This window comes from Naasia aerilata, assembly GCF_030296595.1.
Lineage (GTDB): Bacteria > Actinomycetota > Actinomycetes > Actinomycetales > Microbacteriaceae > Naasia > Naasia aerilata.
Genome location: NZ_AP027731.1, coordinates 2,996,876 through 3,021,731 on the forward strand (window position 1 = coordinate 2,996,876; position 24,856 = coordinate 3,021,731).

At 71.6% G+C, this 24,856-nt stretch carries 15 protein-coding genes and 8 pseudogenes; 2 read left to right on the top strand and 21 right to left on the bottom strand.

The features are described from left to right. Positions 1-5: 5 nt before the first annotated feature. Positions 6-578, top strand: a complete 573-nt coding sequence (locus tag QUE51_RS15575) for a DUF3043 domain-containing protein (RefSeq protein WP_286277265.1) — start codon at positions 6-8, stop codon at positions 576-578. A 10-nt stretch (positions 579-588) separates the two neighbouring features. Here QUE51_RS15575 and QUE51_RS15580 read toward each other — a convergent pair. The 4 genes and pseudogenes from QUE51_RS15580 to hisD all read right to left on the bottom strand — a co-directional run bounded on the left by QUE51_RS15580 (position 589) and on the right by hisD (position 4,540). Continuing rightward, positions 589-1,580, bottom strand: a pseudogene (locus tag QUE51_RS15580) (quinone-dependent dihydroorotate dehydrogenase). 88 nt (positions 1,581-1,668) lie between these two features. Next, complete coding sequence (locus QUE51_RS15585; RefSeq protein WP_286277266.1) at positions 1,669-2,508, bottom strand: SDR family oxidoreductase; 840 nt, start codon at positions 2,506-2,508, stop codon at positions 1,669-1,671. 181 nt (positions 2,509-2,689) lie between these two features. After that, the gene (gene nrdR, locus QUE51_RS15590) at positions 2,690-3,178 is read right to left on the bottom strand and encodes a transcriptional regulator NrdR (RefSeq protein ID WP_286277267.1); all 489 of its coding nucleotides are present in this window, start codon (positions 3,176-3,178) and stop codon (positions 2,690-2,692) included. A gap of 51 nt (positions 3,179-3,229) precedes the next feature. Further along, positions 3,230-4,540 (bottom strand): histidinol dehydrogenase, encoded by a 1,311-nt coding sequence (gene hisD / locus QUE51_RS15595; protein WP_286277268.1) that lies wholly within the window; start codon positions 4,538-4,540, stop codon positions 3,230-3,232. Positions 4,541-4,632: 92 nt separating this feature from the next. Between hisD and QUE51_RS15600 the strand changes: the two genes are divergently transcribed. Further along, the gene (locus tag QUE51_RS15600; protein WP_350226677.1) at positions 4,633-5,202 is read left to right on the top strand and encodes a flavin reductase family protein; all 570 of its coding nucleotides are present in this window, start codon (positions 4,633-4,635) and stop codon (positions 5,200-5,202) included. 10 nt (positions 5,203-5,212) lie between these two features. Here QUE51_RS15600 and dnaE read toward each other — a convergent pair. The 17 genes and pseudogenes from dnaE to QUE51_RS15685 form a co-directional block, all read right to left on the bottom strand. Further along, positions 5,213-8,669 (bottom strand): annotated as a pseudogene (gene dnaE / locus QUE51_RS15605) (DNA polymerase III subunit alpha). A 338-nt stretch (positions 8,670-9,007) separates the two neighbouring features. Continuing rightward, positions 9,008-9,927: pseudogene (locus QUE51_RS15610) on the bottom strand (RluA family pseudouridine synthase). Then, complete coding sequence (gene lspA, locus QUE51_RS15615) at positions 9,920-10,432, bottom strand: signal peptidase II (RefSeq protein WP_286277269.1); 513 nt, start codon at positions 10,430-10,432, stop codon at positions 9,920-9,922. The pseudogene QUE51_RS15610 and the gene lspA overlap by 8 nt, the downstream one beginning before the upstream one ends. A gap of 88 nt (positions 10,433-10,520) precedes the next feature. After that, positions 10,521-11,198, bottom strand: coding sequence for a DivIVA domain-containing protein (locus QUE51_RS15620; RefSeq protein ID WP_286277270.1), 678 nt, complete (start codon positions 11,196-11,198; stop codon positions 10,521-10,523). A gap of 421 nt (positions 11,199-11,619) precedes the next feature. Then, on the bottom strand, positions 11,620-11,937 hold the full coding sequence (locus QUE51_RS15625) for a YggT family protein (protein ID WP_286277271.1): 318 nt from the start codon (positions 11,935-11,937) through the stop codon (positions 11,620-11,622). Between the two features lie 47 nt (positions 11,938-11,984). Then, entirely contained in the window at positions 11,985-12,452 is a 468-nt protein-coding gene (locus QUE51_RS15630) for a cell division protein SepF (RefSeq protein WP_286277272.1), read from the bottom strand. A 29-nt stretch (positions 12,453-12,481) separates the two neighbouring features. After that, a pseudogene (locus QUE51_RS15635) lies at positions 12,482-13,140 on the bottom strand (YggS family pyridoxal phosphate-dependent enzyme). A gap of 264 nt (positions 13,141-13,404) precedes the next feature. Continuing rightward, a pseudogene (gene ftsZ / locus QUE51_RS15640) lies at positions 13,405-14,361 on the bottom strand (cell division protein FtsZ); the annotation flags it as partial. Positions 14,362-14,604: 243 nt separating this feature from the next. Continuing rightward, the gene (locus QUE51_RS15645; RefSeq protein ID WP_286277273.1) at positions 14,605-15,378 is read right to left on the bottom strand and encodes a cell division protein FtsQ/DivIB; all 774 of its coding nucleotides are present in this window, start codon (positions 15,376-15,378) and stop codon (positions 14,605-14,607) included. Positions 15,379-15,590: 212 nt separating this feature from the next. Next, positions 15,591-16,997 carry a UDP-N-acetylmuramate--L-alanine ligase gene (gene murC, locus QUE51_RS15650; RefSeq protein ID WP_286277274.1) on the bottom strand — a complete coding sequence of 469 codons (1,407 nt, stop codon included), beginning with the start codon at positions 16,995-16,997 and terminating at the stop codon, positions 15,591-15,593. Positions 16,998-17,023: 26 nt separating this feature from the next. After that, positions 17,024-18,105, bottom strand: a pseudogene (locus QUE51_RS15655) (UDP-N-acetylglucosamine--N-acetylmuramyl-(pentapeptide) pyrophosphoryl-undecaprenol N-acetylglucosamine transferase). Further along, on the bottom strand, positions 18,102-18,659 hold the full coding sequence (locus QUE51_RS15660; RefSeq protein WP_286279431.1) for an FtsW/RodA/SpoVE family cell cycle protein: 558 nt from the start codon (positions 18,657-18,659) through the stop codon (positions 18,102-18,104). The pseudogene QUE51_RS15655 and the gene QUE51_RS15660 overlap by 4 nt, the downstream one beginning before the upstream one ends. Then, a complete protein-coding gene (locus QUE51_RS15665) occupies positions 18,554-19,345 on the bottom strand; it encodes an FtsW/RodA/SpoVE family cell cycle protein (protein WP_286277275.1) in 792 nt (263 codons plus the stop codon). Before QUE51_RS15665 ends, QUE51_RS15660 begins: the two co-directional genes overlap by 106 nt. Continuing rightward, positions 19,314-20,816 carry a UDP-N-acetylmuramoyl-L-alanine--D-glutamate ligase gene (gene murD / locus QUE51_RS15670; RefSeq protein ID WP_286277276.1) on the bottom strand — a complete coding sequence of 501 codons (1,503 nt, stop codon included), beginning with the start codon at positions 20,814-20,816 and terminating at the stop codon, positions 19,314-19,316. Before murD ends, QUE51_RS15665 begins: the two co-directional genes overlap by 32 nt. Further along, positions 20,813-21,865, bottom strand: a complete 1,053-nt coding sequence (gene mraY, locus QUE51_RS15675) for a phospho-N-acetylmuramoyl-pentapeptide-transferase (protein WP_286279434.1) — start codon at positions 21,863-21,865, stop codon at positions 20,813-20,815. The genes murD and mraY overlap by 4 nt, the downstream gene beginning before the upstream one ends. Positions 21,866-21,893: 28 nt before the next feature. Then, a pseudogene (locus QUE51_RS15680) lies at positions 21,894-23,293 on the bottom strand (UDP-N-acetylmuramoyl-tripeptide--D-alanyl-D-alanine ligase). Continuing rightward, positions 23,290-24,833 (bottom strand): annotated as a pseudogene (locus tag QUE51_RS15685) (Mur ligase family protein). Before QUE51_RS15685 ends, QUE51_RS15680 begins: the two co-directional pseudogenes overlap by 4 nt. Between the last annotated feature and the right edge of the window lie 23 nt (positions 24,834-24,856).

Consider the following 24,856-nt stretch of genomic DNA (forward strand, 5'->3'; position numbering starts at 1 on the left):
ATTCCGTGGTCAAGAACTCAACTCCCGTCCCCACGCCGCCCGTCGAGCCCGAGACTCCCGTCTCCGGCAAGGGCCGCTCCACGCCGACGCGCCGGGAGCGTGAGGCAGCTCGGAAGCGGCCTCTCGTGCCGGACGACCGCAAGGAGGCACGGCGCCTCGAGCGCGAGCGAGCCGCGAAGGTGCGCGAGCGCGCGCGGGTCGGGCTCGCCAACGGCGAAGAGCGGTACATGCCGGTCCGCGACCGTGGCCCGCAGCGCCGGTTCGTCCGCGACTACGTGGACGCCCGCTTCAGCGTCGGGGAGCTCTTCATCCCCCTGATGTTCGTGCTCATCATCATCACGTTCGTGCCGGTGCCCGCCGTCCAGGTGTACGGGCTGCTGACGATGTACGTCTTCGTCCTGCTCGGCGTGCTCGACGTCGTCATCCTCGGCTTCATCCTGCGCCGCAAGGTGGCCGCGAAGTTCGGCGAGGACAAGGTCGAGCGCGGGCTCCGCTGGTACGCCGCGATGCGCGCGCTTCAGCTGCGCCGCCTTCGCCTCCCGAAGCCCCAGGTCAAGCGCGGCCAGTACCCGTCCTGACCCCCGCTCGTCAGCGGGAGCGGGCGAGGCCGCGGTTGATCGCGCGCGCCCAGAGGGGCCCGCGGTACAGGAAGCCGGTGTAGCCCTGGACCAGGGTCGCGCCGGCGGCGAGCCGGGCGCGCACGTCGTCCGCCGTCTCGACCCCGCCGACCGAGATCACGCACATCGACGCCGGGACGCTCTCGCGCAGCAGTTGGAGCACCGCCAGGCTGCGCGCGGCGAGCGGGCGCCCGGAGAGCCCTCCCGCGCCGGCCGCCTCGACGGCACCGGCGTCGCTGGCGAGGCCCGTGCGGCTCAGCGTCGTGTTGGTCGCGATGATGCCGGCGAGCCCCAGCCGCGTGGCCAGGCCGCCGATGTGCCGCACCTCGTCGTCCGCGAGGTCCGGGGCGATCTTCACGAGGAGCGGGACCGTCCCCGCCTCCTCCAGCACGGCCGCGAGCAGCGGCTCGAGGCGGTCGAGCTCCTGCAGGCCCCGCAGGCCGGGCGTGTTCGGTGAGCTCACGTTGACGGCGAGGTAGTCCGCGAGGGGGCGAGCAGGCGCGCGCTCGTCCGGTAGTCGTCGATCGCGTCCTCGACGGCGACGACGCGGCTCTTGCCGATGTTGATGCCGAGCACGGGGAGGTCCCGGTGGGTGGCGCGCAGGCGACGGAGCCGCGCGGCCACCGCCTCGGCTCCCCCGTTGTTGAAGCCCATCCGGTTGATCACCGCACGGTCGGGCAGCAGACGGAACAGGCGAGGCCGCGGGTTCCCCTCCTGGGGACGCGCGGTGACGGTCCCCACCTCGACGTGACCGAAGCCCAGCGCGGCGAGCCCGCGGACGGCCTCCGCGTCCTTGTCGAAGCCCGCGGCCAGGCCGAAGGGACTCGGGAAGCGCAGCCCCATCGCCTCGACGGCCGGAGTGCCGCGCGGTCGGGTCAGCCGGGCGACCAGGGCGGCGAGGCCGGTCGCGGGGAGCCAGCGGATGACGTCGAAGGCGAGCCGGTGCGCCAGCTCAGGGTCCATCCGGACGAAGACGAGGCGGAAGAAGAGGGGTACATGCCCGCACCAGGCTACCGGGGCGCCTGGTGCGGGCGGGACGTGCGGCCGTGTGTCAGAGGATGGGCTTGCCGCCCGTGACCGCGACGCGTGCGCCGGAGATGTAGCTGCCGTCGTCGGAGGCGAGCAGCACGTACACCGGGGCGAGCTCCGCAGGCTGGCCGGGGCGGCCGAGCGGCACGTCCTTGCCGAACGACTCGACCTTCTCGGGCGGGAAGCTGGCGGGGATCAGGGGCGTCCAGATCGGGCCGGGCGCGACGCTGTTGACGCGGATGCCCCGCTCGCCGAGCATCTGCGCGAACGACGCCGAGAGGCTCGCGATGGCCGCCTTCGTGGCCGCGTACGGCGCCAGCTCGGGGCTCGGCATGTCGGACTGCACGGAGCTCGTGCCGATGATCGACGCGCCCTCCTTGAGGTGCGGCAGGGCGGCCTTCACGAGGTGGAAGTAGGCGCTGACGTTGGTCGCGAACGTGAAGTCCCACTCCTCGTCCGGGATGTCCTCGATGGAGTCGCGGCTCATCTGGAACGCCGCGTTGTTGACCAGGATGTCGATCCGGCCGAGCTCGCGGACCGCCGTGTCGATGATGGAGCGGCAGTGCGCGGGGTCGGAGATGTCGCCGGGGATCAGCACCGCCTTGCGACCGGCCTCCTCGACCCAGTGCGCGGTGTCCTTCGCGTCGTCGTCCTCGCTCAGGTAGCTGATGACGACGTCGGCGCCCTCCCGGGCGTAGGCGATCGCGACCGCCTTGCCGATCCCGCTGTCCGCACCCGTGATGACCGCGACGCGGCCCTCCAGCTTCCCGCGGCCGACGTAGCTCTGCTCGCCGTGGTCCGCCTTCGGCGTCATCTCGCTCTCGCTGCCCGGCATCTCCTGGACGGTCTCGGGATCGCTCATGCTGTTCCTCCTCGAATGGGTGTCCTTCCATCCAAGGCGCGACCGCGGTGCACCTGCAGGGGGTTGACTGCCCTCTGGCCGGTGCCTAGACCCGACTGCGGGCCGAATCGGCGCATCCGGGCCGAAGCGGCGGCCCGGAATGCCCGAATCGGCCCGTCCGGTGAACCGGGGCGGGAGCCGGCTAGTTGAGCGGCTCGGCGACCTTCGCGCCGCGCGAACCCGCGCCGTTCTCGACCCGGAGCAGCGTGATCGCCGACTCGAAGTCGTCGAGCGACTCGAAGCTCTGGTACACGCTCGCGAAGCGGAGGTACGCGACCTCGTCGAGCTCGCGGAGCGGCGGCAGGATCGCGAGGCCGATGTCGTTCGCGTCCACCTGGGAGGCGCCCGTCGCGCGGATCGCCTCCTCGACCTTCTGGGCCAGGACCGCGAGGTCGGTGTCCGTGACCGGGCGCCCCTGGCAGGCCTTCCGCACGCCGGAGACCACCTTCTCGCGGCTGAACGGCTCGAGCACGCCGTTGCGCTTGATGACCATGAGGCTCGCGGTCTCCGTGGTGCTGAAGCGACGGCCGCACTCCGGGCATTGGCGCCTGCGGCGGATGCTGAGCCCGTCGTCACTCACGCGGGAGTCGACGACCTTGGTGTCGTGGTTGCGGCAGAAAGGGCAGTGCATGGTGCTTCCAGGGTACCGGCGGCAGGTGGACGCCGCCCGCGAGTCGCGGCGTCAGTCCCGGGCGAAGCGCGCCGTGACCGCCTCGCCGTGGGCGGGCAGGCCCTCCTCGTCGGCGAGGGCGACGATGCGGCCCGCCGACCGCTCGAGCGCGGCGCGGCTGTAGCGCACGATCTGCTGGGAGCGCAGAAACGTCGCGGCCCCGAGCCCCGAGGAGAACCGCGCAGTGCCGCCCGTCGGGAGGACGTGGTTCGAGCCGGCGAGGTAGTCGCCGAGGCTCACGGGCGACGTCGCACCCAGGAAGATCGCGCCCGCATCCGTGATCAGCGCGAGCAGGGCGTCCGGGTCCCGGCTCATCAGCTCGAGGTGCTCCGGGGCGTAGGCGTTGCTGAAGGCCGCGGCGGCGTCGAGGTCGTCGACGAGGACGAGCGCCGACTGCGGGCCGGTGAGCGCCGTGCGCACCCGCTCGGCGGACGCGGTGGCCGCAGCGCGCTCGGGCAGCAGGGCGGTGACCGCCTCGGCGAGGGACGGCGAGTCGGTCACGAGGAGCGCGGCGGCGAGCTCGTCGTGCTCGGCCTGGCTGAGGAGGTCGGCGACGACGAGTTCCGGATCTGCCGCCTCATCGGCGATGACGAGGATTTCCGTCGGCCCCGCCTCCGAGTCGATGCCGACGCGGCCCTGCACCAGCCGCTTGGCGGCGGCCACGAACACGTTGCCGGGGCCGGTGAGAAGGTCGACCGGCTCGAGTCCGATGCCGGGCACGCCGTAGGCGAAGGCGCCGATGGCGCCCGCGCCGCCCATGGCGTAGACCTCCTCGATCCCGAGCAGTCCTGCCGCGGCGAGGATGGTGGGGTGGATGGCGCCGCCGAAGCCCGCCTGCGGCGGCGAGGCGAGGGCGATCGAGCCGACGCCCGCCACCTGGGCGGGCACCACGTTCATGACGACGCTGGACGGGTAGACGGCCTTGCCGCCGGGCACGTACAGCCCGACGCGGCTGACCGGCTGCCAGCGCTGCTCGACCTCGGCGCCGTCCTCGAGGACCGTGACCCCGCCGGCCGGGACCTGGAGCGCACTCGCGCGTCGCACCCGGTCGATCGCGGTCTCCAGCGCCTCACGGAGGGGCGCGGCGAGTCCCGCCACCGCGGCGTCCAGCTCTGCGCCGGAGACCCGCACGCGCTCGGGGCGCACGCCGTCGAAACGGGCGGCCTGGTCGAGCAGGGCGGCCTCTCCCCCGCTGCGCACCTCGTCGATGAGCGCCTGCGCGGCGGCGGCGGCGCGGGCGGGATCGGTCTCGGGGCGCGGCACGAGCGCGATCAGCTCGGCCCTGCTCGGACGGCGGCCGCGGAGGTCGACGAGCTGCATCATGGCGCCGCCAGTCTACCGAGGGCGCCTGCGCCCCGTCCGAGACCCCGAAGGGCGACGGAATAGGGTGACGGACGGGAGGAGTTGCCCGAAGCATGGACGAGAGATTCGCGGCCGACGACCTGATGGCCTTCAAGCAGGCCTTCCGCCGGCATGCCGCCGGAGTCGCGGTGGTCACCGCGCGGGACGTGGACGGCACACCGGTCGGCTTCACCGCCACCTCCCTGGCCTCGCTCGCCGCCGTTCCCCCGCTTGCGACGTTCAACATGGCCCGCATCGCGAGCGCCTGGCATGCGGTGGAGAACACCGACTGGGTTGCGATCCACATGCTCGGCGCCCGCAGCAGCGCCATCGCGCAGAAGCTCTCCGGGCCGGCGCTCGACCGCTTCGTCGGCGATCACTGGCACGAGGGCCCGCACGGGCTCCCCATCGTGGACGGCGTCACCGCGTGGATGGTCGGCCGCATCGTGCAACGCGTGCCCGTGGAGGGCAACGCGGTCATCGTCGTGCAGATCGAGGAGGGCGCCCTCGGCGAGGACGACGCCCCCTGCTGTACCACGAGCGCGCGTACCACGCCCCGCGGCCGCTCGACTGACGAATCCGCATCACTTCGGAGTACCCGCAACGGTCTCCGGTTGCGGTTTGTCCGAAACGATGCAGTTTGACCTCTGAGGATCAGCCGAGGCAGCCTGGCCCGAGGAGGCTCTTGAGCTCGCCGTAGAGGTCCGCGGAGACCTCGACCGGGAAGGGAACCTCGAAGACGCGCGCGGTGTCGCCCTTCACCAGCCGCAGGCGCACCTCCGTGTCGCCGGAGTGCCGGATGAACACGTCGTTGAGGCCCTTCACGACGTCGGTCGTCGCACGGTGCTCCTGCATGGTGAGCACGAGGGGCCCGCCGCTGGACCTGGTTCCGAGGTCGGGCGTGAAGAGGCTGTACGCGTGCAGATTGACGCTGTCCTCGCGCTGGCTGACCCGGCCGCGCACGACGACGACCGAGTCGGTGGCGAGGGCGGGCGCGAACTCCGTGTAGGCCTTGCCCATGAACATGACGGTGATCGTGCCGCCGAAGTCCTCGATCTCGACCTGGCCGTACTGGTTGCCGGACTTCCGCGCGGTCCGGTGCTGCACCTCGGTCACGAGACCGGCGACCGTCACCGTCTCCCCGTCGGTCGTGCCCTCGTCGCTGAGCAGGTCGGCGATGCTGCTGCTCGCGTGCTTCGCGAGCTCGAGCTCGAGACCGGCGAGCGGGTGGTCGGAGACGTAGAGCCCGAGCATCTCGCGCTCGAAGGCCAGCTTGTCCTTCTTCGCCCACTCGGGCCGGTCCGGTACGCGGTCCGGCTCCTCCTCGAAGTCGAACATGCCGCCGAAGAGGTCGACCTGGCCGTTCGCCTCGTTGCGCTTGATCGACACGGCGGCCTCGACCGCGTCCTCGTGGATCTCGAGGAGGGCGCGCCGCGTGGCTCCGAGCGAGTCGAACGCGCCGGCCTTGATGAGCGACTCGATGGTGCGCTTGTTCGCGACCGCGATCGGCACCTTGCGGAGGAAATCGTGGAAGGACGTGAAGCGGCCCTTCTCCTCGCGCGCCTGGCGGATCAGCTCGACGACCGAGAAGCCGACGTTGCGGACCGCACCGAGGCCGAAGCGGATGTCCTCGCCGACGGCCGCGAAGAACCCGATGGACTCGTTGACATCCGGCGGCAGCACCCGGATCTTCATCCGGCGGCACTCGTTGAGGTAGACCGCGAGCTTGTCACGCGCGTCCCCGACGCTCGTGAGCAGGGCTGCCATGTACTCGGCCGGGTAGTGCGCCTTGAGGTACGCCGTCCAGTAGCTGAGCACGCCGTACGCCGCCGAGTGCGCCTTGTTGAAGGCGTAGTCGGAGAAGGGCAGCAGGATGTCCCAGAGGGTCTTGACCGCGGCGTCCGAGTATCCGCGCTCGTTCATGCCGGCCTTGAAGCCCTCGAACTGCTTGTCCAGCTCGGACTTCTTCTTCTTGCCCATCGCGCGGCGCAGCAGGTCGGCCTGGCCGAGCGAGTACCCGGCGAGCTTCTGCGCGATCGACATGACCTGCTCCTGATACACGATCAGGCCGTAGGTGGTGCCGAGCACGTCCTCGAGGGGCTCGGCGAGCTCCGGGTGGATCGGCACGATCTCCTGCACGCCGTTCTTCCGCAGCGCGTAGTTGGTGTGCGAGTTGGCGCCCATCGGGCCCGGTCGGTAGAGGGCACCGACGGCGGAGATGTCCTCGAAGTTGTCGGGCTTCATGAGGCGCAGGAGGGCGCGCATGGGCCCGCCGTCGAACTGGAAGACGCCCAGCGTGTCGCCCCGGGCGAGGAGCGCGTACGTGTCGACGTCATCGAGCTCGAGCTTCTCGAGCTCGGGCCGGTGGCCGCGGTTGGCCTCGATGTTATCGAGCGCGTCATCGATGATCGTGAGGTTGCGCAGCCCCAGGAAGTCCATCTTGATCAGGCCGAGCGACTCGCACGCCGGGTAGTCGAACTGCGTGACGATCTGGCCGTCCTGCTCGCGGCGCATGATCGGGATGATGTCGGCCAGCGGGTGGCTCGACATGATGACGCCCGCGGCGTGCACGCCCCACTGGCGCTTGAGGTTCTCGAGGCCCAGAGCGGTGTCGAACACCGTCTTCGCCTCGGCATCGGTCTCGAGGATGGCGCGGAAGTCCGCGGCCTCCTTGTAGCGCTCGTGGGAGGGGTCGATGATCCCGGTCAGCGGGATGTCCTTGCCCATGATGCCGGGCGGCATCGCCTTGGTGAGCTTCTCCCCCATGCCGAACGGGAAGCCGAGCACGCGCGAGCTGTCCTTCAGTGCCTGCTTGGCCTTGATCGTGCCGTACGTGACGATCTGGGCGACGCGGTCGTTGCCGTACTTCTCGGTGACGTACTTGATGACCTCACCGCGCCGGCGCTCGTCGAAGTCCACATCGAAGTCGGGCATCGAGACGCGATCGGGGTTCAGGAAGCGCTCGAAGATGAGGCCGTGCCGGATGGGGTCGAGGTCGGTGATCTTCATCGCATAGGCGACCATCGAGCCGGCGCCGGATCCGCGCCCGGGCCCCACGCGGATGCCGTGGTCCTTGCTCCAGTTGATGAAGTCGGCGACGACGAGGAAGTAGCCGGGGAAGCCCATCTGGATGATGACGCCGACCTCGTAGTCGGCGCGCTCCTGCACCTCGGCCGGGATGCCGTTCGGGTAGCGGTAGCGCAGTCCGGCCTCGACCTCCTTGACCATCCAGGTCGCCTCGGTCTCCCCTCGGGCACCGGGAAGCGCGGCATGTAGTTCGCGCTCTCGTCGAACTTGACGTCGCAACGCTCGGCGATGAGCAGCGTGTTGTCGCAGGCCTCGGGGTGGTCCGAGAAGAGCTGCCGCATCTGCGCGGCGGACTTGAGGTAGAACTCGTCGGCGTCGAACTTGAACCGGTTGGGGTCGTCGAGGGTCGACCCCGACTGCACGCAGAGCAGCGCCGCGTGGCTCGTGGCGTCGTGGGCGTGCGTGTAGTGGAGGTCGTTGGTCGCGACGAGCGGCAGGCCCAGGTCCTTCGCCAGCCGGATGACGTCGCCCATCACCCGGCGCTCGATGCCGAGGCCGTGGTCCATGATCTCGGCGTAGAAGTTCTCGGCGCCGAAGATGTCGCGGTAGTCGGCGGCCGCCTGGCGGGCCTCCTCGTACTGGCCGAGGCGCAGCCGTGTCTGGACCTCGCCGCTCGGGCAGCCGGTGGTCGCGATGAGGCCCTTGCCGTAGGTGGAGAGGAGCTCGCGGTCCATGCGCGGCTTGAAGTACTGCCCCTCGATGGACGCCTTGGAGGAGAGCCGGAAGAGGTTGTGCATGCCCTCGGTGGTGGAGGACAGGAGGGTCATGTGCGTGTAGGCGCCGGCACCGGACACGTCGTCCTCGCCGCCGTTCCCCCAGCGCACGCGCGTCTTGTCGCTGCGGTGGGTTCCGGGGTGAGGTACGCCTCGGTGCCGATGATCGGCTTGATGCCGGCCGAGGTCGCCGTGCGCCAGAAGTCGAACGCGCCGAACACGTTGCCGTGGTCGGTGACCGCGACGGCCGGCATCCCCTGCTCCACCGCCGCGTCGATGAGCGGCTTGACGCGCGCCGCACCGTCGAGCATCGAGTACTCGCTGTGGACGTGCAGGTGGACGAAGGAGTCGCCGGAAGATGCCAAAGGGAACGCTTTCTACGCGAGCGAAGCGGGTCGCCTGGGTGGGCGAAGGGGTCTTGTCCGGCGAGTCTAAACGCGACCTCCGACGACACTCCCGCGACGCGCTGGCACCGGCGCTCCGCTTCCGGCGCGGATCAGGAGATTCGTCCTGCGACACGGCGTGTCGTCCTGATCAGCGAGCGAAATCGGGACTTTGTCCTGGTCCGCGCGCGTTTTGCTGATCCGCGCGGAACTCCGGGCGGGCCGAGAGCCGGGCAGGACCGGCGCGAGCGTCAGGTGCGGCGGGATCAGCCGCGGAGGACGGTGAGGGCGTCCTGAAGGTCCTCGGGGTAGGTGCTCTCGAACTCGACCCACTCGCCGGACGAGGGGTGCCGGAAGCCGAGGCGCATGGCGTGCAGCCACTGGCGGGTGAGACCCAGGCGGGCGGACAGCACCGGGTCCGCCCCGTACATGGCGTCGCCCACGCACGGGTGCCGCTGAGCGGCCATGTGCACGCGGATCTGATGCGTGCGGCCGGTCTCGAGCCGGATCTCGAGCAGCGACGCGGAGGGGAACGCCTCGATCGTCTCGTAGTGCGTCACCGACGGCTTGCCCTCCGCGGTGACCGCGAACTTCCAGTCCGACCGCGGATGCCGCCCGATGGGGGCGTCGATCGTGCCGGCGAGCGGGTCGGGATGCCCCTGGACGACCGCGTGGTAGATCTTCTCGACCTGGCGCTCCTTGAAGGCGCGCTTGAGGGCGGTGTAGGCGCGCTCGCTCTTCGCGACGACCATGAGCCCGCTCGTGCCGGCGTCGAGCCGGTGCACCACCCCGGCGCGCTCGGCGGCACCCGAGGTGCTGATCCGGAACCCGGCGGCCGCGAGGGCGCCGAGCACCGTGGGGCCGGTCCATCCCGGCGAGGGATGCGCGGCGACGCCGACCGGCTTGTCCACCACGACCAGGTCGTCGTCGTCGTACACGACGCCCAGCTCGGGGACGGCGATCGGCTCGATCGCGATCGGCGCGCGGTCCTCCCACTCCACCTCGAGCCAGCCGCCCGCGTGCAGCCGGTCCGACTTGTCGAGGACGCGGCCGTCGAGCCGCACTCCCCCGGCGCGGGCGATGTCCGCGGCCGCGGTCCGGGAGAAGCCGAGCAGCTTGGCGAGGGCCGCGTCCACGCGCTCCCCTCGAGGCCGTCGGGGACGGGGAGGCTGCGGTTCTCAGCCATGCGGGTGCGGGACGTCCTCGGTCGAGCGGGAGCGGCGCGGGAGGCGGGCTCCGTCCAGCCCGATGCCGCGGAGCGTCAGGATGAGGAACAGCCCCATGCTCGACACGATGGCGACGTCGGCGATGTTGAAGATCGCGGGGAACATCCACACCGACAGGAAGTCGACCACGTGGCCGACGCCGAACCCCGGCTCCCGGAACAGGCGATCCGTGAGGTTGCCGGTCGTGCCGCCGAGGAGCATCCCGAACAGCACGGCCCAGCCGAGCGAGCGGATGCGCCGGGCGAACCAGACGATGAAGACCGTCACCGCCGCCGCGACGATCGAGAAGACCCACGTCGAGCCGCTCGCGAGGGAGAACGCGGCGCCCGAGTTGCGGACGAACACGAACTGGAGGACCTCGCCGAGCACCGGGACCGCCTGGAAGGGCGTCAGGTTCGCGACGACCCACGCCTTCGCCAGCTGGTCGGCGGCGTAGACCACGACCGCGACGACGACCAGGATCACGAGGGCGCGGGCGCTTCCGCGCGGGCGCCCCGCGGACGCAGAAATCCCGCCGGCAGCCTCTGCGCCGGCGGGATCTTCTGCGTTCAGATCAGACGCCGCCAAAGGCCTGGAACGCCTGCGGCTGGCTGGCATTGAGGTTGCCGTAGTTCCCCGTGTTGTTCACGATGTTCGACGAGTCGAGGTCGTGGAGCTGGTTCTCGATCCAGCTCTTGAGCTTCTGGCGGTACTCCCGCTCGAAGGTGCGCAGCTCGTCGATGCGGTGCTCGAGGAGGGCGCGCTCCTGGTCCAGCGAGGAGATCTGGGAGCGCTGCTTGGCCTCCGCCTCCGCCACGACGCGCGCCGCGGTGGCGTGCCCCTCGGCGATGAGCGCGTCCCGCTTCTCGATGCCCTCGCGGACGTGCTCCTCGTGCAGGCGACGCGCGAGCTGGAGGAGGTTGTTCGTATTGGAGGGGTCGATCGCGCTGGCGTCGACGCTCGCCGCGGACGGGTAGGACAGCCCCTGCTGCTGGGGCGCCTGCACCGGCTCCGGAGCCGCCACCGCTGCGGGAGCAGGGGCCGACATGCCGCCGCCGCTGCGCTGCAGCTCGGCGATGCGGGACTCGCTCGCGATCAGACGCTGGCGGAGGTCCTCGTTCTCCTGGCCGAGACGGCGAAGCTCGACCACCACCTCATCGAGGAAGTCGTCAACCTCGTCCTGGTCGTAGCCCTCCCGGAACTTGGTGGGCTGGAACCTTTTGTTGACGACGTCTTCGGGGGTGAGGGCCATTGCTGCCACCTTCGGGAAACTCTTGGTCGGTCGGGGAACGGTGACCACGCTAGCGCCGATCGAGGAGATCAGCCCCGAACGGGGCACACGTTTGAGACCCCCACGATACCCAGCGGCCGGGTCGACACACAGCGCGACAGGCCGCGCTGGGGCACTTCGCGGGGAAGCCGCTGGGGCACTTCGCGGCGAAGCGGGGAGCGTCTCGACGCTCCAGGCGTTCGAGACCTCACGGCTCCCAGCGGCGGGGGCGACACACAGCGCGACAGGCCGCGCTGGGGCACTTCGCGGCGAAGCCGGGGAGCGTCTCGACGCTCCAGGGGTTCGGGACCTCACGGCACCCAGCGGCCGGGTCGACAGACAGCGCGACGGGCCGCGCTGGGGCACTTCGCGGCGAGCAGAATCCGCCGTCGGCGCCGCCTGATCAGGCGAAGCGCGACAGGCTCGACGCCACGTACATTCCGAGCAGCACGAGGAGCATCGTGATGCTCCAGCCGAAGTCGAGCGACACCGGCCCGATCCGCAGCGGCGGGATGAGGCGGCGGAAGAACTTGATCGGCGGATCGGTCACCGTGTAGCTCACCTCGGCCACGACGAGCACGGCGCCGCGGGGTCGCCAGCCGCGTGAGACGGACTGCACGAGGTCCAGGACGAAGCGCGCCCACATCACGAAGAAGTAGAGCAGGAGCGCGAAATAGAGGACCAGTCCGACGATCGCCAGCGGGCTGAAGGTGAAGCTCACCTACTGATTATCGCGGGCGGGCTCGGACGCGCCGGACGCTCGGGCGATCAAGGGGTGTACGAGGCGTCCGTCTCGTCGGCCGTGGTGGTCTCCCCTGACACGGCGACGTGGGCGGGCGAGAGCAGGAACACCTTGTTGGTGACACGCTCGATCTTGCCGTACAGGCCCTGCGACAGGCCGCTCGCGAAGTCGATCAGCCGGCGGGCGTCGGCCTCGGACATCTGCGACAGGTTGATGATCACGGGCACGCCCTCGCGGAAGCTCTCGGCGATCGCCTGGGCGTCCTTGTACTGGCGGGGGTGGACCGTGAGGATCTCGTTCATCTCGCTCGGCGCAGCCGCGCGCTCGCGAACGGCGGAGCGTCGGGGCAGGGCGGTGACGGTGGCGCGCGCGGCGGCCGGGGCGGCCGGCGACGCGTGCTGGACGGGGGCGGCCGGTGACTCCGCCGCCTCGTACTCCTCGGACTCGTCGGCGAGGCCGAGGTAGACCATCGCGTTGCGGATGGGGTTGGACATGGTGACCTCCGGGGTGGCTCCCTCAGAGGCTAAGGGCGGAAGGGCCTCGGACCCGTGATTGCCGTGCCGATGCGGAGGTGTGTCGCGCCCTCGGCGATCGCGGCCTCGAAATCCTCGGACATCCCGGCCGACATCGCGGTCGCCTCGGGCACGATCGCGCGGACCTCCTCGGAATGCCCGCGCAGCCTGGCGAAGGCGGCAGCAGGCTCCTCGCCGAGGGGCGCGACGGCCATGACGCCGAGCAAGCGGAGCCCGGGGGCGGCCGCGATCGCCTCGGTCAGCGCGGGGATGTCGGCCGGGGCCGCTCCCCGCGTCCGGGGTCGTCGGTCAGGTTGACCTGGAGGAACACGTCGACGGGCCGCGCACGAAGGTCGGCCGACGCCTCACTGTGGCCCTCGAGCGCGGCGACGAGCGGCACCCGGTCGACCGAGTGGATCACCGAGGCGTAGGCCCGCACCTGGCGGGCCTTCTTGCCCTGCAGCTGGCCGACGAAGTGCCAGCGGACGTCCGGCACCTGGGCGGCCTTGTCCCGGGCCTCCTGGTGACGGTTCTCGCCGAAGTCCTGCACGCCGAGCGCGCGGAGCTCCTCGACGAGCGAGACCGGGTGGAACTTCGTCACCACGATCGTGGTGATCTCCTCCGGAGAGCGCGCACTCCGCGCAGCGGCCTCGGCGACCCGGGTCCGGATCGCCGAGAGCCGCTCCGAGAGCTGCGGCTCAGCCCTTGAGGAAATCGGGGATGTCCAGGTCGTCGTCGTCCTCGTCGTAGCCGTGGTCGAGGTCGGTGGTCTGGGTGAGGGTGGTCACCTCGGCCACCGCCGCCCACTCCTGGGATCCTGTTGCGCCCTCGGAGGAGGAGAGCGGCATTCCGGCGGGAATGCCCGCGGGGATCCCGGCGGACACGGCGGCGGGGACGAGCGCCTCCACGAGGCCGGCGCGACGCCCGTCGCGGGCGACGTGCGGCTCACCGCCGTCGAAGCCGGCCGCGATGACGGTGACGCGGACCTCGTCGCCGAGCGTGTCGTCGATGACGGCGCCGAAGATGATGTTCGCCTCCGGGTGCACCGCCTCCTGGACGAGCTTGGCGGCGTCGTTGATCTCGAAGATGCCGAGGTTCGACCCGCCCTGGATGCTGAGCAGCACGCCGTGCGCTCCGTCGATCGACGCCTCGAGCAGGGGGACGCGACCGCGAGCTCGGCGGCCTTGATCGCCCGGTCGGCGCCGCGCGCCGAGCCGATGCCCATGAGGGCCGAGCCGGCGCCCTGCATGACGCTCTTCACGTCGGCGAAGTCGAGGTTGATCAGGCCGGGGGTGGTGATCAGGTCGGTGATGCCCTGCACACCGGCGAGGAGCACCTGATCGGCCGTCTGGAAGGCCTCCATGATGCTGATGCCGCGGTCGCTGATCTCGAGGAGGCGGTCGTTCGGGACGACGATGAGGGTGTCGACCTCGTTCTTGAGCGCGTCCACGCCGCGCTCGGCCTGCGACTGGCGGCGCTTGCCCTCGAAGCTGAACGGCTTGGTGACGACACCGATGGTGAGGGCGCCGATCGACTTGGCGATGCGCGCGACGACGGGTGCGCCGCCGGTGCCCGTGCCGCCGCCCTCGCCTGCCGTGACGAAGACCATGTCGGCCCCCGCGAGGGCTTCCTCGATCTCCTCGGCGTGGTCCTCGGCGGCGCGGCGGCCGACCTCGGGATCGGCGCCGGCGCCGAGACCGCGGGTCAGCTCCCGTCCGACGTCGAGCTTCACATCGGCGTCGCTGAGGAGCAGCGCCTGGGCGTCGGTGTTGATGGCGACGAACTCGACGCCGCGAAGGCCGAGCTCGATCATCCGGTTCACGGCGTTCACGCCGCCGCCGCCGACGCCGACGACCTTGATCACGGCCAGGTAGTTCTGGTTGTTGGTCACTTCGGCCTCCGACGGGTAAGTCTGAACATGGGGTTGAGGGTTAATGTCATGCTGGGTATGCATTTCCTCGAGTCAGACGGTACGCGCCTCCCCGCGGGGGACACGGAGGCGGGGCCGCGTGTCGCCGCCTCCACGGAAACCTGTCGGGAAACGGGAGCGCGCGTCGGCACCGCGGAGTGGCATCAGCTGTCCTTTCCGGCGCGAGATGGCAGCCGGAAGTGCCACCTCACGTCGCCCGAGGGGTCAGCGGAGGATGCCGACGCCCGGGGAGGAGACGTCGTACTCCGACACGTTCGTCGGGGCCTGCCGCAGCAGGGCGGCGAGGTGCTGCGCCTTCCGCACGGAGTCCGCGGCACTCCCCCACACCACCCGCTGGCCGCCGGTGAGCACGAGCGAGACGTCGTCCGTCGTGCGGGCGGTGATGCTGTCCACCTGAGCGCGCAGGTCGGCCGGCAGCGCCACGAGCACGGCGGCGGCCGCCGTGAAGGGGACGTCGGTCCGACCGGCGCCCTGGAGGTCGATGATCGGGAACCCGGCGGGGCGCGTCGGGGTGGTGTCCAGGACGACGCCGGCCGAGTCGACGAGGTCGAACGCCGCGCCGGCGGCGACGACGGCGACGGGCGTCCGCTCGACGATCCGCACGACCAGCGTTCCCGGCGGGCGACTCTCGGTCGTGTAGGTCTCGATGAGCGGGAACTTCGACAGCGCCGACCGGACGGCACCGGCGTCGACGAGGGGCAGCGGGCGGCCGAGCTCGCCCGACAGCGCGTCGACGATGGCCGCCGGTGGCACCCGGCTGGCGCCCTGCACCTCGATGTCCCGGAGTGCGAAGAGCGGCGAGAAGGCGCCCAGGGCGACCACGGAGGCGAGGGCCACGAGCACCGCGCCCGAGATGAGCCAGGCGAGCCTGCGCCGGCGCAGCTGTCGGGTGAACCTCCGGACCTCTGCGCGCTCCGCCCTCTTCCGGGCCCGCGTCGCCTTGCGCACGAGCCGCGCGGCCGCCCGCGGGCTGCCCACCGCCGGCTCGCGAGGCGCGGACGGCGCAGGACGGGACCCGCGCGCCGGCGGAGTCTGTGCCGGGGGCGTCTGAGCAGGCGGCGTCTGTGCTCTCGGCGTCTGGGCCGTCGGCGTCTGTGCCGGCGGCGTCTGGACGGGCTGGGTCCGCGGGGCGCGGCCAGGCTGCTGCGCCCGCGGCGGGGCGGGCGGAGCGTCGTACCCGGACGGCCGCTTCACCCGGCGCTCGCCCCGGTCGCAAGGGAGTCGAGGACCTGCGGGATGATCCGATAGACGGACCCGCAGCTGAGCGTCATGACGATGTCCCCGGGCCTCGCGATCGCAGCGACGCGGTCCGCGGCCTCCTGCCAGTCCGGCAGGTACGCGACCCGGCTCTGGTCGGCGAACTCCTGGGAGACGAGGGCACCCGTGACCCCTGGGACCGGGTCCTCCCGCGCCCCGTCCACGTCGAGCACCACCGTGTAGTCGGCGAGCTCCTCGTAGGTCTGGGCGAACTGGGGAGCCATGAGCTTCGTGCGGCTGAACAGGTGCGGCTGGTGGATGGCGATGACCCGCCCCTCCCCCGCCGCCGTGCGCGCGGCGGCGAGGGCCGCGGCGACCTCCGACGGGTGGTGGGCATAGTCGTCGTACACGCGGACGCCCTGCACCGTGCCCTTGAGCTCGAAACGGCGCTTCGTCCCGTCGAAGCGCTCGAGGGCTGCGGCGACCGCGGCGGGCTCGAAGCCGAGGCCGACGAGCACGGCGAACGCGCCGGCGGCGTTGAGGGCGTTGTGCCTGCCGAGGACCTGGAGCCGGAAGGGGTGGTTATCGCCCTTCCAGGAGAAGGCACCGGCGACCGGTCCGTCGGTGTCCAGGTCGATGAGGCGCACGTCCGCCGACTCGGCCACGCCGAAGCTGATGGTCCGGGTGCCGGGCAGCTGCGCCGCGATCCGCTGGGCACCCGCGTCGTCCGAGGAGAGCGCGACGAACTCGCGCGCCCGCTCGGCGAACGCGACGAAGGCCTCGTCGAACGCACCGACACTGCCGTAGTGGTCGAGGTGGTCGGCGTCCACGTTGGTGATGAGGGCGACCGAGGTGTCGTAGAGCAGGAAGGACCCGTCGGACTCGTCCGCCTCGAGCACGAACAGCTCTCCCGAGCCGGCGGCCGAGCTGCGCCCGAGCGAGGAGATCACTCCCCCGTTCACGTAGGAGGGATCAGCGCCGAGCTCGAGCAGGGCGGTGACGATCATGCCGCCGGATGTGGTCTTGCCGTGCGCCCCCGCCACCGAGACCACGCGCTTGCCCCGGGTCAGCCAGGCGAGAGCCTGCGACCGGTGCAGCACCGGGATGCCGTGGGCCAGCGCGTACCGGTACTCCGGGTTGTCCTCCCAGAGCGCGCTCGTCACCACGAGCGTGTCGGCATCGCCGACGTTCTCCGCCGCGTGCCCGACGGTGACCCGGGCGCCCGCCTCGCGCAGGCCCGCGAGGTACGGACTCTCGTCGCGGTCCGATCCGGAGACCCGGATGCCGGCCTTGAGGAACAGGTGCGCGATGCCGCTCATGCCTGAGCCGCCGATGCCCACGAAGTGCACTGCGCCGAGCTCGTCGGGGATCCGGAGCGTGAGGTCAGGCTTGAGTGGCACGGTTCCAGGGTACGAGACGGGCTGGATCAGCCCGGGAGCGGCTCCCGCGCGGCGAGGAGCAGGTCCACCATGCGGTCGGCGCCGTTGCGCACCCCGGTGCGTGCGGCGGCGGTCGCCATGGCGTCACGGCGGGCGGGATCCCGCAGCAGGGGCAGCAGCTCGGAGTCGACGAAGGCGGGCAGGAAGCGCGCGTCGTCGACGAGCACCCCGCCCCCGGCCTCGACCAGCTCGCGGGCGTTGAAGCGCTGCTCCCCGTTGCCCACGGGGTACGGCACGTAGACCGCGGGGATGCCGAGAGCCGCCAGTTCGCTGACCGTGGCGGCGCCGGCGCGCGAGACGGCGAAGTCGGCGGCCGAGAGCGCGAGGTCCATCCGGTCGCAGTACTCGAGCATCCTGTAGCCGGGGAGGCCGGGATCTTCGACCTCGGCGCGCCCGCCGACGATGTGCAGCAGCGACCAGCCGGCATCGAGGATCGCGGGGGCGGAGGCAAGCACGGTCGCGTTGAGCCGGCGGGCGCCGAGCGACCCGCCCGTGACCAGGAGGACGGGCCGGGTGGGGTCCAGGTCGAAAGCCGCAAGGGCCTCCGGGCGGGCCGCGACCCGGTCGAGGTTCTCGATCTCGGAGCGCAGCGGCATGCCGACGACGGTCGCGTGCGGCAGCGGGGTGCCCGGGAAGGCGACGCCGACCGTCTCGGTGAGCCGGGCGCCGAGCCGGTTCGCCATGCCCGGCTTCGCGTTCGCCTCGTGCAGGGCCAGAGGGATGCGCGCGCGGCGGGCCGCCAGGTAGGCGGGCGCTGCGGCGTACCCGCCGAAGCCCACGACTCCCCCACCCCGCGCTCGCGGAGCCTGTCGGCGAGCCCTCGGACGGTTCGAGCGAATGCGGGGCCGAAGGCCAGCGCCGACCGGTTCGGCCGGCGCGGGAACGGAAGCCGTGGGATGGTCAGCAGCTCGTACCCCCGGGCGGGCACCAGGCGCGCCTCCAGGCCCTCCGCGGTGCCGAGCACGAGCACCTCGTCCTCGGGGCGCCGGCGGCGGAGCGCATCCGCGACCGCGAGCAGCGGGTTCACGTGGCCGGCGGTGCCGCCGCCGGCGAGCAGCCACGTCGTCATCGCACGCGCCCGGGAGCGACCAGGGCCGGCTCCGGCTCGGCCACGTGCGCCGCGCGAGCGATGGACAGCACGATCCCGAGCGCCGCGAGCGTCATGATCAGCGACGAGCCGCCCGAGGAGATCAGCGGCAAGGGGACGCCGAGCACGGGGAGCACCCCGAGGATGACGGCGATGTTGACGAGGGCTTGAGAGAGCACCCACACCATGATGGCGCTCGTCACGATGCGGGAGAACATGTCCGGGCTCGCCTGCACGACGCGGAGGAAGCCGACCGCCAGCACGACGAAGAGGAACAGGACCACCACCGCGCCGATGAGCCCCAGCTCCTCGCCGATCACCGCGAAGATGAAGTCGTTGTCCGCCTCGGGCAGCCACGACCACTTCGCCTTCGAGTTGCCGAGCCCGACGCCGAAGACCCCGCCGGCCGCCAGAGCCCAGGTGCCGTGCTTCACCTGCCAGCAGGTGTCGAGGTAGTCGGTCTGGCATCCAGACAGCCAGGCGTTGATGCGATCGACGCGCGAGGTGCTGAAGCGCGAGAACACGAACGCCAGCAGGCCGGCCGCGACGGCGCCGACCGCCAGGAACCGGATGCGGACGCCCGCGAAGAAGAGCCCCCGAAGACGATGGCCGCCATGATCAGCGCGGTGCCGAGATCCCGCCCGATCAGCACCAGGCCGATGAGGACGCCGGCCACCGGGACGACGAGGGCGATCAGGCGCCTCCCGTCGGCGAGCTGGTGGTGCCGGGCGGACAGCACCTGGCCGAGCCACAGCACGAGGGCGACCTTGGACACCTCGGACGGCTGGATGCTCATGAAGCCGATGTCGAGCCAGTTCCGGTTGCCGCCGTAGCCGTAGCCGAGGGGCGTGAAGACGAGCAGCTGGAGGATCGTCGCCACCGCGAGGGCGGGCAGGGCGAGCACCTTCCACGCGCGGGGCGGCAGGCGGGACAGGATCAGCATGAGCGGCACCCCGATCACCGCGGCGCCGCCCTGCGTGAGGAACGCGGAGAAGGAGTTGCGCTGGTCGACGAACGACTCGACGCTCGAGGAGGACAGCACCATCACGAGGCCGAAGGCGACGAGGAACAGCGTGGTGCCGAGGAGCAGGAAGAAGCTGCTGGACTCGGCGGTCAGCGACCGCCCGAGGGAGATGCGGGCGGCCATGCCCGCCGTGCGCGGCCGGGGGACGGCCGCCGATCGCAGGGCCTCAGCTGGCGGTGCGAGAGGTGTCCGGGTCATCCGCGGCGCCTCCCAGCACGTCTCGGACGGCCGTCGCGAACGCGCGGCCGCGGTGGGCGTAATCGTCGAACTGGTCCATCGACGCCGCGGCGGGCGCCAGCAGGACCACATCGCCAGGCTGTGCCGCGTCCCGCGCGAGGCGGGCCGCGACCGGCATGACCTGTTCAGTGTCACGCTCGTCGACGGGGTGCACCGGGACCCCCGGCGCGTGTCGCGCGAACGCCTCGAGGACGGGGCCGCGGTCGGCGCCGATCACGATGGCCGCACGGAGACGCCCCGCGCGCTTGGCGACGAGCTCGCCGATGTCGACTCCCTTGAGCAGTCCGCCGACGATCCAGACCACCGGCTCGAAGGCGCCGAGCGAGGCATCCGCGGCGTGCGGGTTGGTCGCCTTCGAGTCGTCGATCCAGCGGACCCCGTCCTGCTCGGCGACGAGCTCGATGCGGTGCGGGTCGAGCCGGAAGGAGCGCAGCGCGTCGCGGATGGTGGGCGGTGGCACGTCCAGAGAGCGGGCGAGGGCGCTCGCGGCGAGCACGTTCGCGACGATGTGCGGGGCGGAGAGGCCGGCGGCGTGCAGCTCGTCGACCGTCGTGAGCTCGAGGGCGCTGTCCCGCCGCTCCTCGAGGAAGGCGCGATCGCAGAGGATGCCGTCGACGAGCCCCACCTCGCTCATGCGCGGCACGCCGAGCGTGAACCCGATGGCACGGGCGCCCTCCACGACCTCGGCGTCCCGGACGAGCTCCTCCGTCACCGGGTCGTCCAGGTTGAAGACGCACGCCACGCGGGTGCGCTCGAAGACGCGGCCCTTCGCGGCACGGTAGGCCTCCGCGGAGCCGTGCCAGTCGAGGTGGTCGTCGGCGATGTTGAGGCACGCGCTCGAGTACGGAGACACGAGCTCCATCCAGTGCAGCTGGTAGCTCGAGAGCTCGACGACGAGCACGTCGAAGCCGGTGGGGTCGCGGATCGCGTCGAGCACCGGGGCGCCGATATTGCCGCAGGCCATGACGCTGCGTCCGGTCGCCGCCACCATCGCGGTCACCAGCCGGACGGTCGTCGTCTTGCCGTTCGTGCCGGTGACCGTGATCCATTCGGCGGGCGTCCCGGTCTTGTCCCGCAGGCGCCAGGCGAGGTCGATGTCTCCCCAGATCGGGATCTCGGCCGCGGCGGCCGCGGCTAGCACGGGGTGGTCCGGGTGATATCCGGGCGAGACGATCACGAAGTCCGGGGCGAATGCCCCCAGGGCCGCGACCTGAGCGGCCGGATCGCCGCCCTCCGCGAGGGCCCCGCCGATCACCCGCAGCAGCTCGGCTCGATCCGCCGGGGCGCGGTCGGCCACGACGAGCACCTCGACGCCGAGCTCGATCAGGGTGTCCGCGGCCGCGAACCCGGTCACGCCGAGCCCGAGGACGACCGCGCGGAGGCCCGTCCAGTCCGCGTGCCAGCTCGTCAGCGCGTCCAGGCGCTCCGTCATCGCGACAGCCACTCCAGGTAGAAGGCGCCGACGCCGGCGCCTGCGAGCAGACCGGAGATGATCCAGAACCGCACGACGACGGTGACCTCGGCCCATCCCTTCAGCTCGAAGTGATGGTGCAGCGGACTCATCAGGAAGATGCGTTTGCCGTGGGAGAGCTTGAAGTAGGCGCGCTGCAGGATCACCGAGCCGGTGACGATGACGAACAGGCCGCCGATCGGGACGAGCAGCAGCTCGGTGTGGCTGAGGATGCCGAGCGCCGCGAGTGCGCCGCCGATCGAGAGCGATCCGGTGTCACCGAGGAAGATCTGCGCCGGAGAGGTGTTCCACCACAGGAACCCGACGAGCGCGCCCACGAGCGCGGTCGCCACGATGGCGAGGTCGAGCGGGTCCCGCACGTAGTACGCCTTGTAGGCGACATCGGGATCGAGGCCCAGGCCGTACGCGTACTGGTTGTTCTGCCAGAAGCCGATGATGATGTACGACCCGATGGCGAGGATCGACGCGCCGGTCGCAAGCCCGTCGAGGCCGTCCGCGACGTTGACGCCGTTCGAGGTGCTCGTCGTGAGGAACGCGACCCACAGGATGTAGACGATGATCCCGCCGATCGCACCGAACAGCAGGACGAAGTCGAAGCGGGTGTCCCGGAACAGCGACACGGCGGTCGAGGCCGGCGTGATGTCGTGGTTGTTCGGGAACTGGAGCGCGAGCAGCCCGAAGGCGACCGCCACGATCACCTGGCCGAGGATCTTCGCCCAGCCGCCGAGGCCGAGGCTCCTCTGGTTGCGCGTCTTGAGGAAGTCGTCCAGGAAGCCGACGGCGCCGAGCCCGACCATCATGAACAGCACGAGCAGGGCGGAGATCTGGATGTGCTCGCCGCTCGTGAGCGTCCCGGTGAAGTAGCCGACGATCGTGGCCGCGATGACGACGAGCCCGCCCATCGTGGGCGTCCCGCGCTTGGAGTGGTGACTCACCGGGCCGTCGTCGCGGATGAACTGGCCCCACTCGAGCCGCCGGAAGAGGCGGATGAAGAGAGGAGTCAGGAACAGCGAGAAGGCGAGGAGATCACCCCCGCTGTCAGAAGCGCCTGCACGAGACCAATTCTCCCAGCCGGTCGCCGAGGAACCGGAGCCGCGCCGAGTTCGACGATTTCACCAGCACCGTGTCCCCCGCTCGCAGGATGCCCGCGAGCACCTCCTCGGCCTCGTCGAGGTCCTCGACGTACATGCTCTCCCCGTCCCATGAGCCCTGCAGGCCGGCGGCGAGGTGGATGCGGCGGGCACCCGGCCCGACGACGACGAGCTGCCCGATGTTGAGCCGGACGGCGAGCAGGCCGATCCGGTCGTGCTCCTCGCCGGCCAGGTCGCCGAGCTCGCTCATCTCGCCGAGGACGGCGACGGTGCGGCCGGGCGCGACCTGCGCGAGCGTCTTGAGCGCGGCGGCCATGGAGTCGGGGCTCGCGTTGTACGCGTCGTTGATGACCGTCACGTTCTCGCCCGGGAGCACCTCCATGCGCCAGCGCTCGGCGCGGGTCACGCTCTCGAGGCCCGCGACGATGTCGTCCGCGGGGACGCCGAGCACGCTCGTCGCGGCCGCTGCGGCCAGTGCGTTGGTGACGTGGTGCTCGCCGAGGACGGCGAAGCGGACGGGGCGCGGCTCCTCCCCCGGCAGGACGAGGGTGAAGCTCGTGCCCCTGGCGTCGGCGCGGACGTCCTCGGCGCGGACGTCGCCGGCGGAGCGGCCGAACCGGACGACGCGCGCCCGCGTGACCTCCGCCATGCCGGCCACTCGGAAGTCGTCGGCGTTGAGGATCGCGACGTCCTCGGGCAGCAGGTCGCGCACCATCTCGGATTTGGCCTCGACCGTGCGCTCGATGCCGCCGAACTCGCCGGCGTGCGCGAGGCCCACGGTGAGGACGATCCCGACGTCGGGGTGCGCCATCCGGATGAGCCGGCTGATCTCGCCCTTCCCGCTCGCCCCCATCTCGGCGGCCAGGAAGTCCGTCGTCTCGGTCAGCCGCAGCATGGTGTGCGGGCCTCCGACCTCGTTGTTGAAGGACTCCTTGGCCGCGACCGTCTCGCCGCGGCGGCTGAGGATGGCGCCCAGCAGGTTCTTCGTCGTCGTCTTGCCGTTCGAGCCGGTGACGGCCACGATGCGCAGCCGGCCGAGCGCTCGGACGCGCCGGACCACCTCGGTGGCCAGGGAGCCCAGCGCGTCGACCGAGTCGGACACGACGACCTGAGGCACGGGGAGGTCGAGGCGGTGCTCGACGATCAGCAGCGCGGCGCCGCGCTCGAGGGCGGAGGGCGCGAACAGGTGACCGTCGGTCTCCTCGCCGCGCTTCGCGACGAAGATGCCGCCAGGGACGATCTCCCGCGAGTCGGTCTCGACGGCGCCGGAGAAGACGGCGGAGCCGGGGGCTCCGAAGGCCTCCCCGCGACCGCGGCGGCGATCTCGTCGAGCGTGAGTGCGATCACGAGGCGACGCTCCAGCCGGCCTCTTGCAGGGCCAGCCTCGCGTCGACCCGGGCCGAGTAGGGGTGCTTCACTCCGGCGATCTCCTGATAGTCCTCGTGTCCCGGACCCGCATAGAGGATCGAGTCGCCCGGTGAGGCGAGCGCGATCGCGCGGCGGAGAGCCTGGCGCGGGTCGGGGATCTCGTACAGCTCCCCGTCGGGCCGCGCCCGCCGGGCCGCGTCGAGGAGGGTGGCGCGGATGGCGGCCGGGTCCTCGGTGCGCGGGTGGAAGTCGGTGATGATGACGACATCCGAGCCTCGGGCGGCGATGCTGCCCATGTCGTCCCGCTTGGTCTTGTCGCGGTCCCCGTCGGCGCCGAACACCATGATCACGCGCCCCGGCGTGAGCCCGCGCAGCGCGTCCAGCGCGTTGAGGAACGCGTCAGGGGTGTGGGCGTAGTCGATGTAGACGGCGGGCGAGCCCTCGCCCGACACACGCTCGGTCCGACCCGGGATGTAGACCTGGATGCCGCCGTCGCGGTCCAGGACGTGGCCGATCGCCTCCGCCTCGAAGCCCGACTCGACGAGCATCACGATCGCGAGGGCGGCGTTGGCGGCCATGAAGCGGCCGAACAGCGGAAGCCGCGTCGCGAGAGTCGACCCGCCGGGCCCCGTGAGGGTGAACTCGGTGAAGAGCTGGGACTCGCCCGTCACGGCGACGGTCCAGTCGGCGGGCACCCCTGGAACCGTGGCGAGCGTGGTCACGGGGATCCGGGCCTCGTCGGCCACCGTCCGTCCCCACTCGCTGTCGACGTTCACGACGCCGCGGCGTGCGCGATCGGGGTCGAACAGGGCCTGCTTGGCGGCCAGGTAGGCGCCCATGTCCGGGTAGTCATCGAGGTGGTCGTGGCTGAGGTTGGTGAAGCCGACGACGTCGAAGACGAGGCCGCCGACGCGTCCCTGGGTCATGGCCTGAGCCGAGACCTCGATGGCCGCGGCGCGGACGTTCGTCTCCCGCATGCGGGCGAGCAGGGCGTGCAGCTCGGTGGCCTCGGGGGTGGTCAAGGAGCTGACCACGGCGTCGTCGCCGATCCTGCGCTCGGCCGTCGAGCTCAGCCCGCTCGTGACGCCCAGCTGGCGGAGCACCGCGTCGAGGAGGTAGACGACGCTCGTCTTGCCGTTGGTGCCGGTCACGGCGAACAGCAGCGGCGGTCGGTCCCCCGTCCGGTAGACCCAGGCGGCGACGTCGCCGACGGCGGCGCGGGGGTCTGCGGTGACGAGGACCGGCAGGCCGGAGTCGGCTGCGAGGTCGGCGCCGGCGGCGTCCGTGAGCACCGCGACGGCCCCGCGCTCGCGCGCATCCGCCGCGAACCGGGCCCCGTGGGTCTTCGCGCCGGGCAGGCCGACGTACAGGTCACCGTCGTCGATGTCGCGCGAGTCGAGGAGACCCCGCTGACCTCCACGTCCTCGACGCTCCCCCGCCTCTCGAGCCCGAAGTCGTCGGCGAGCCGCGCGAGCGACCGGGGCACCGGATGCTCGGGTCGGAGGGACGAGGCCACGATCCGGGTCCCTTCGTTCGGAGCGC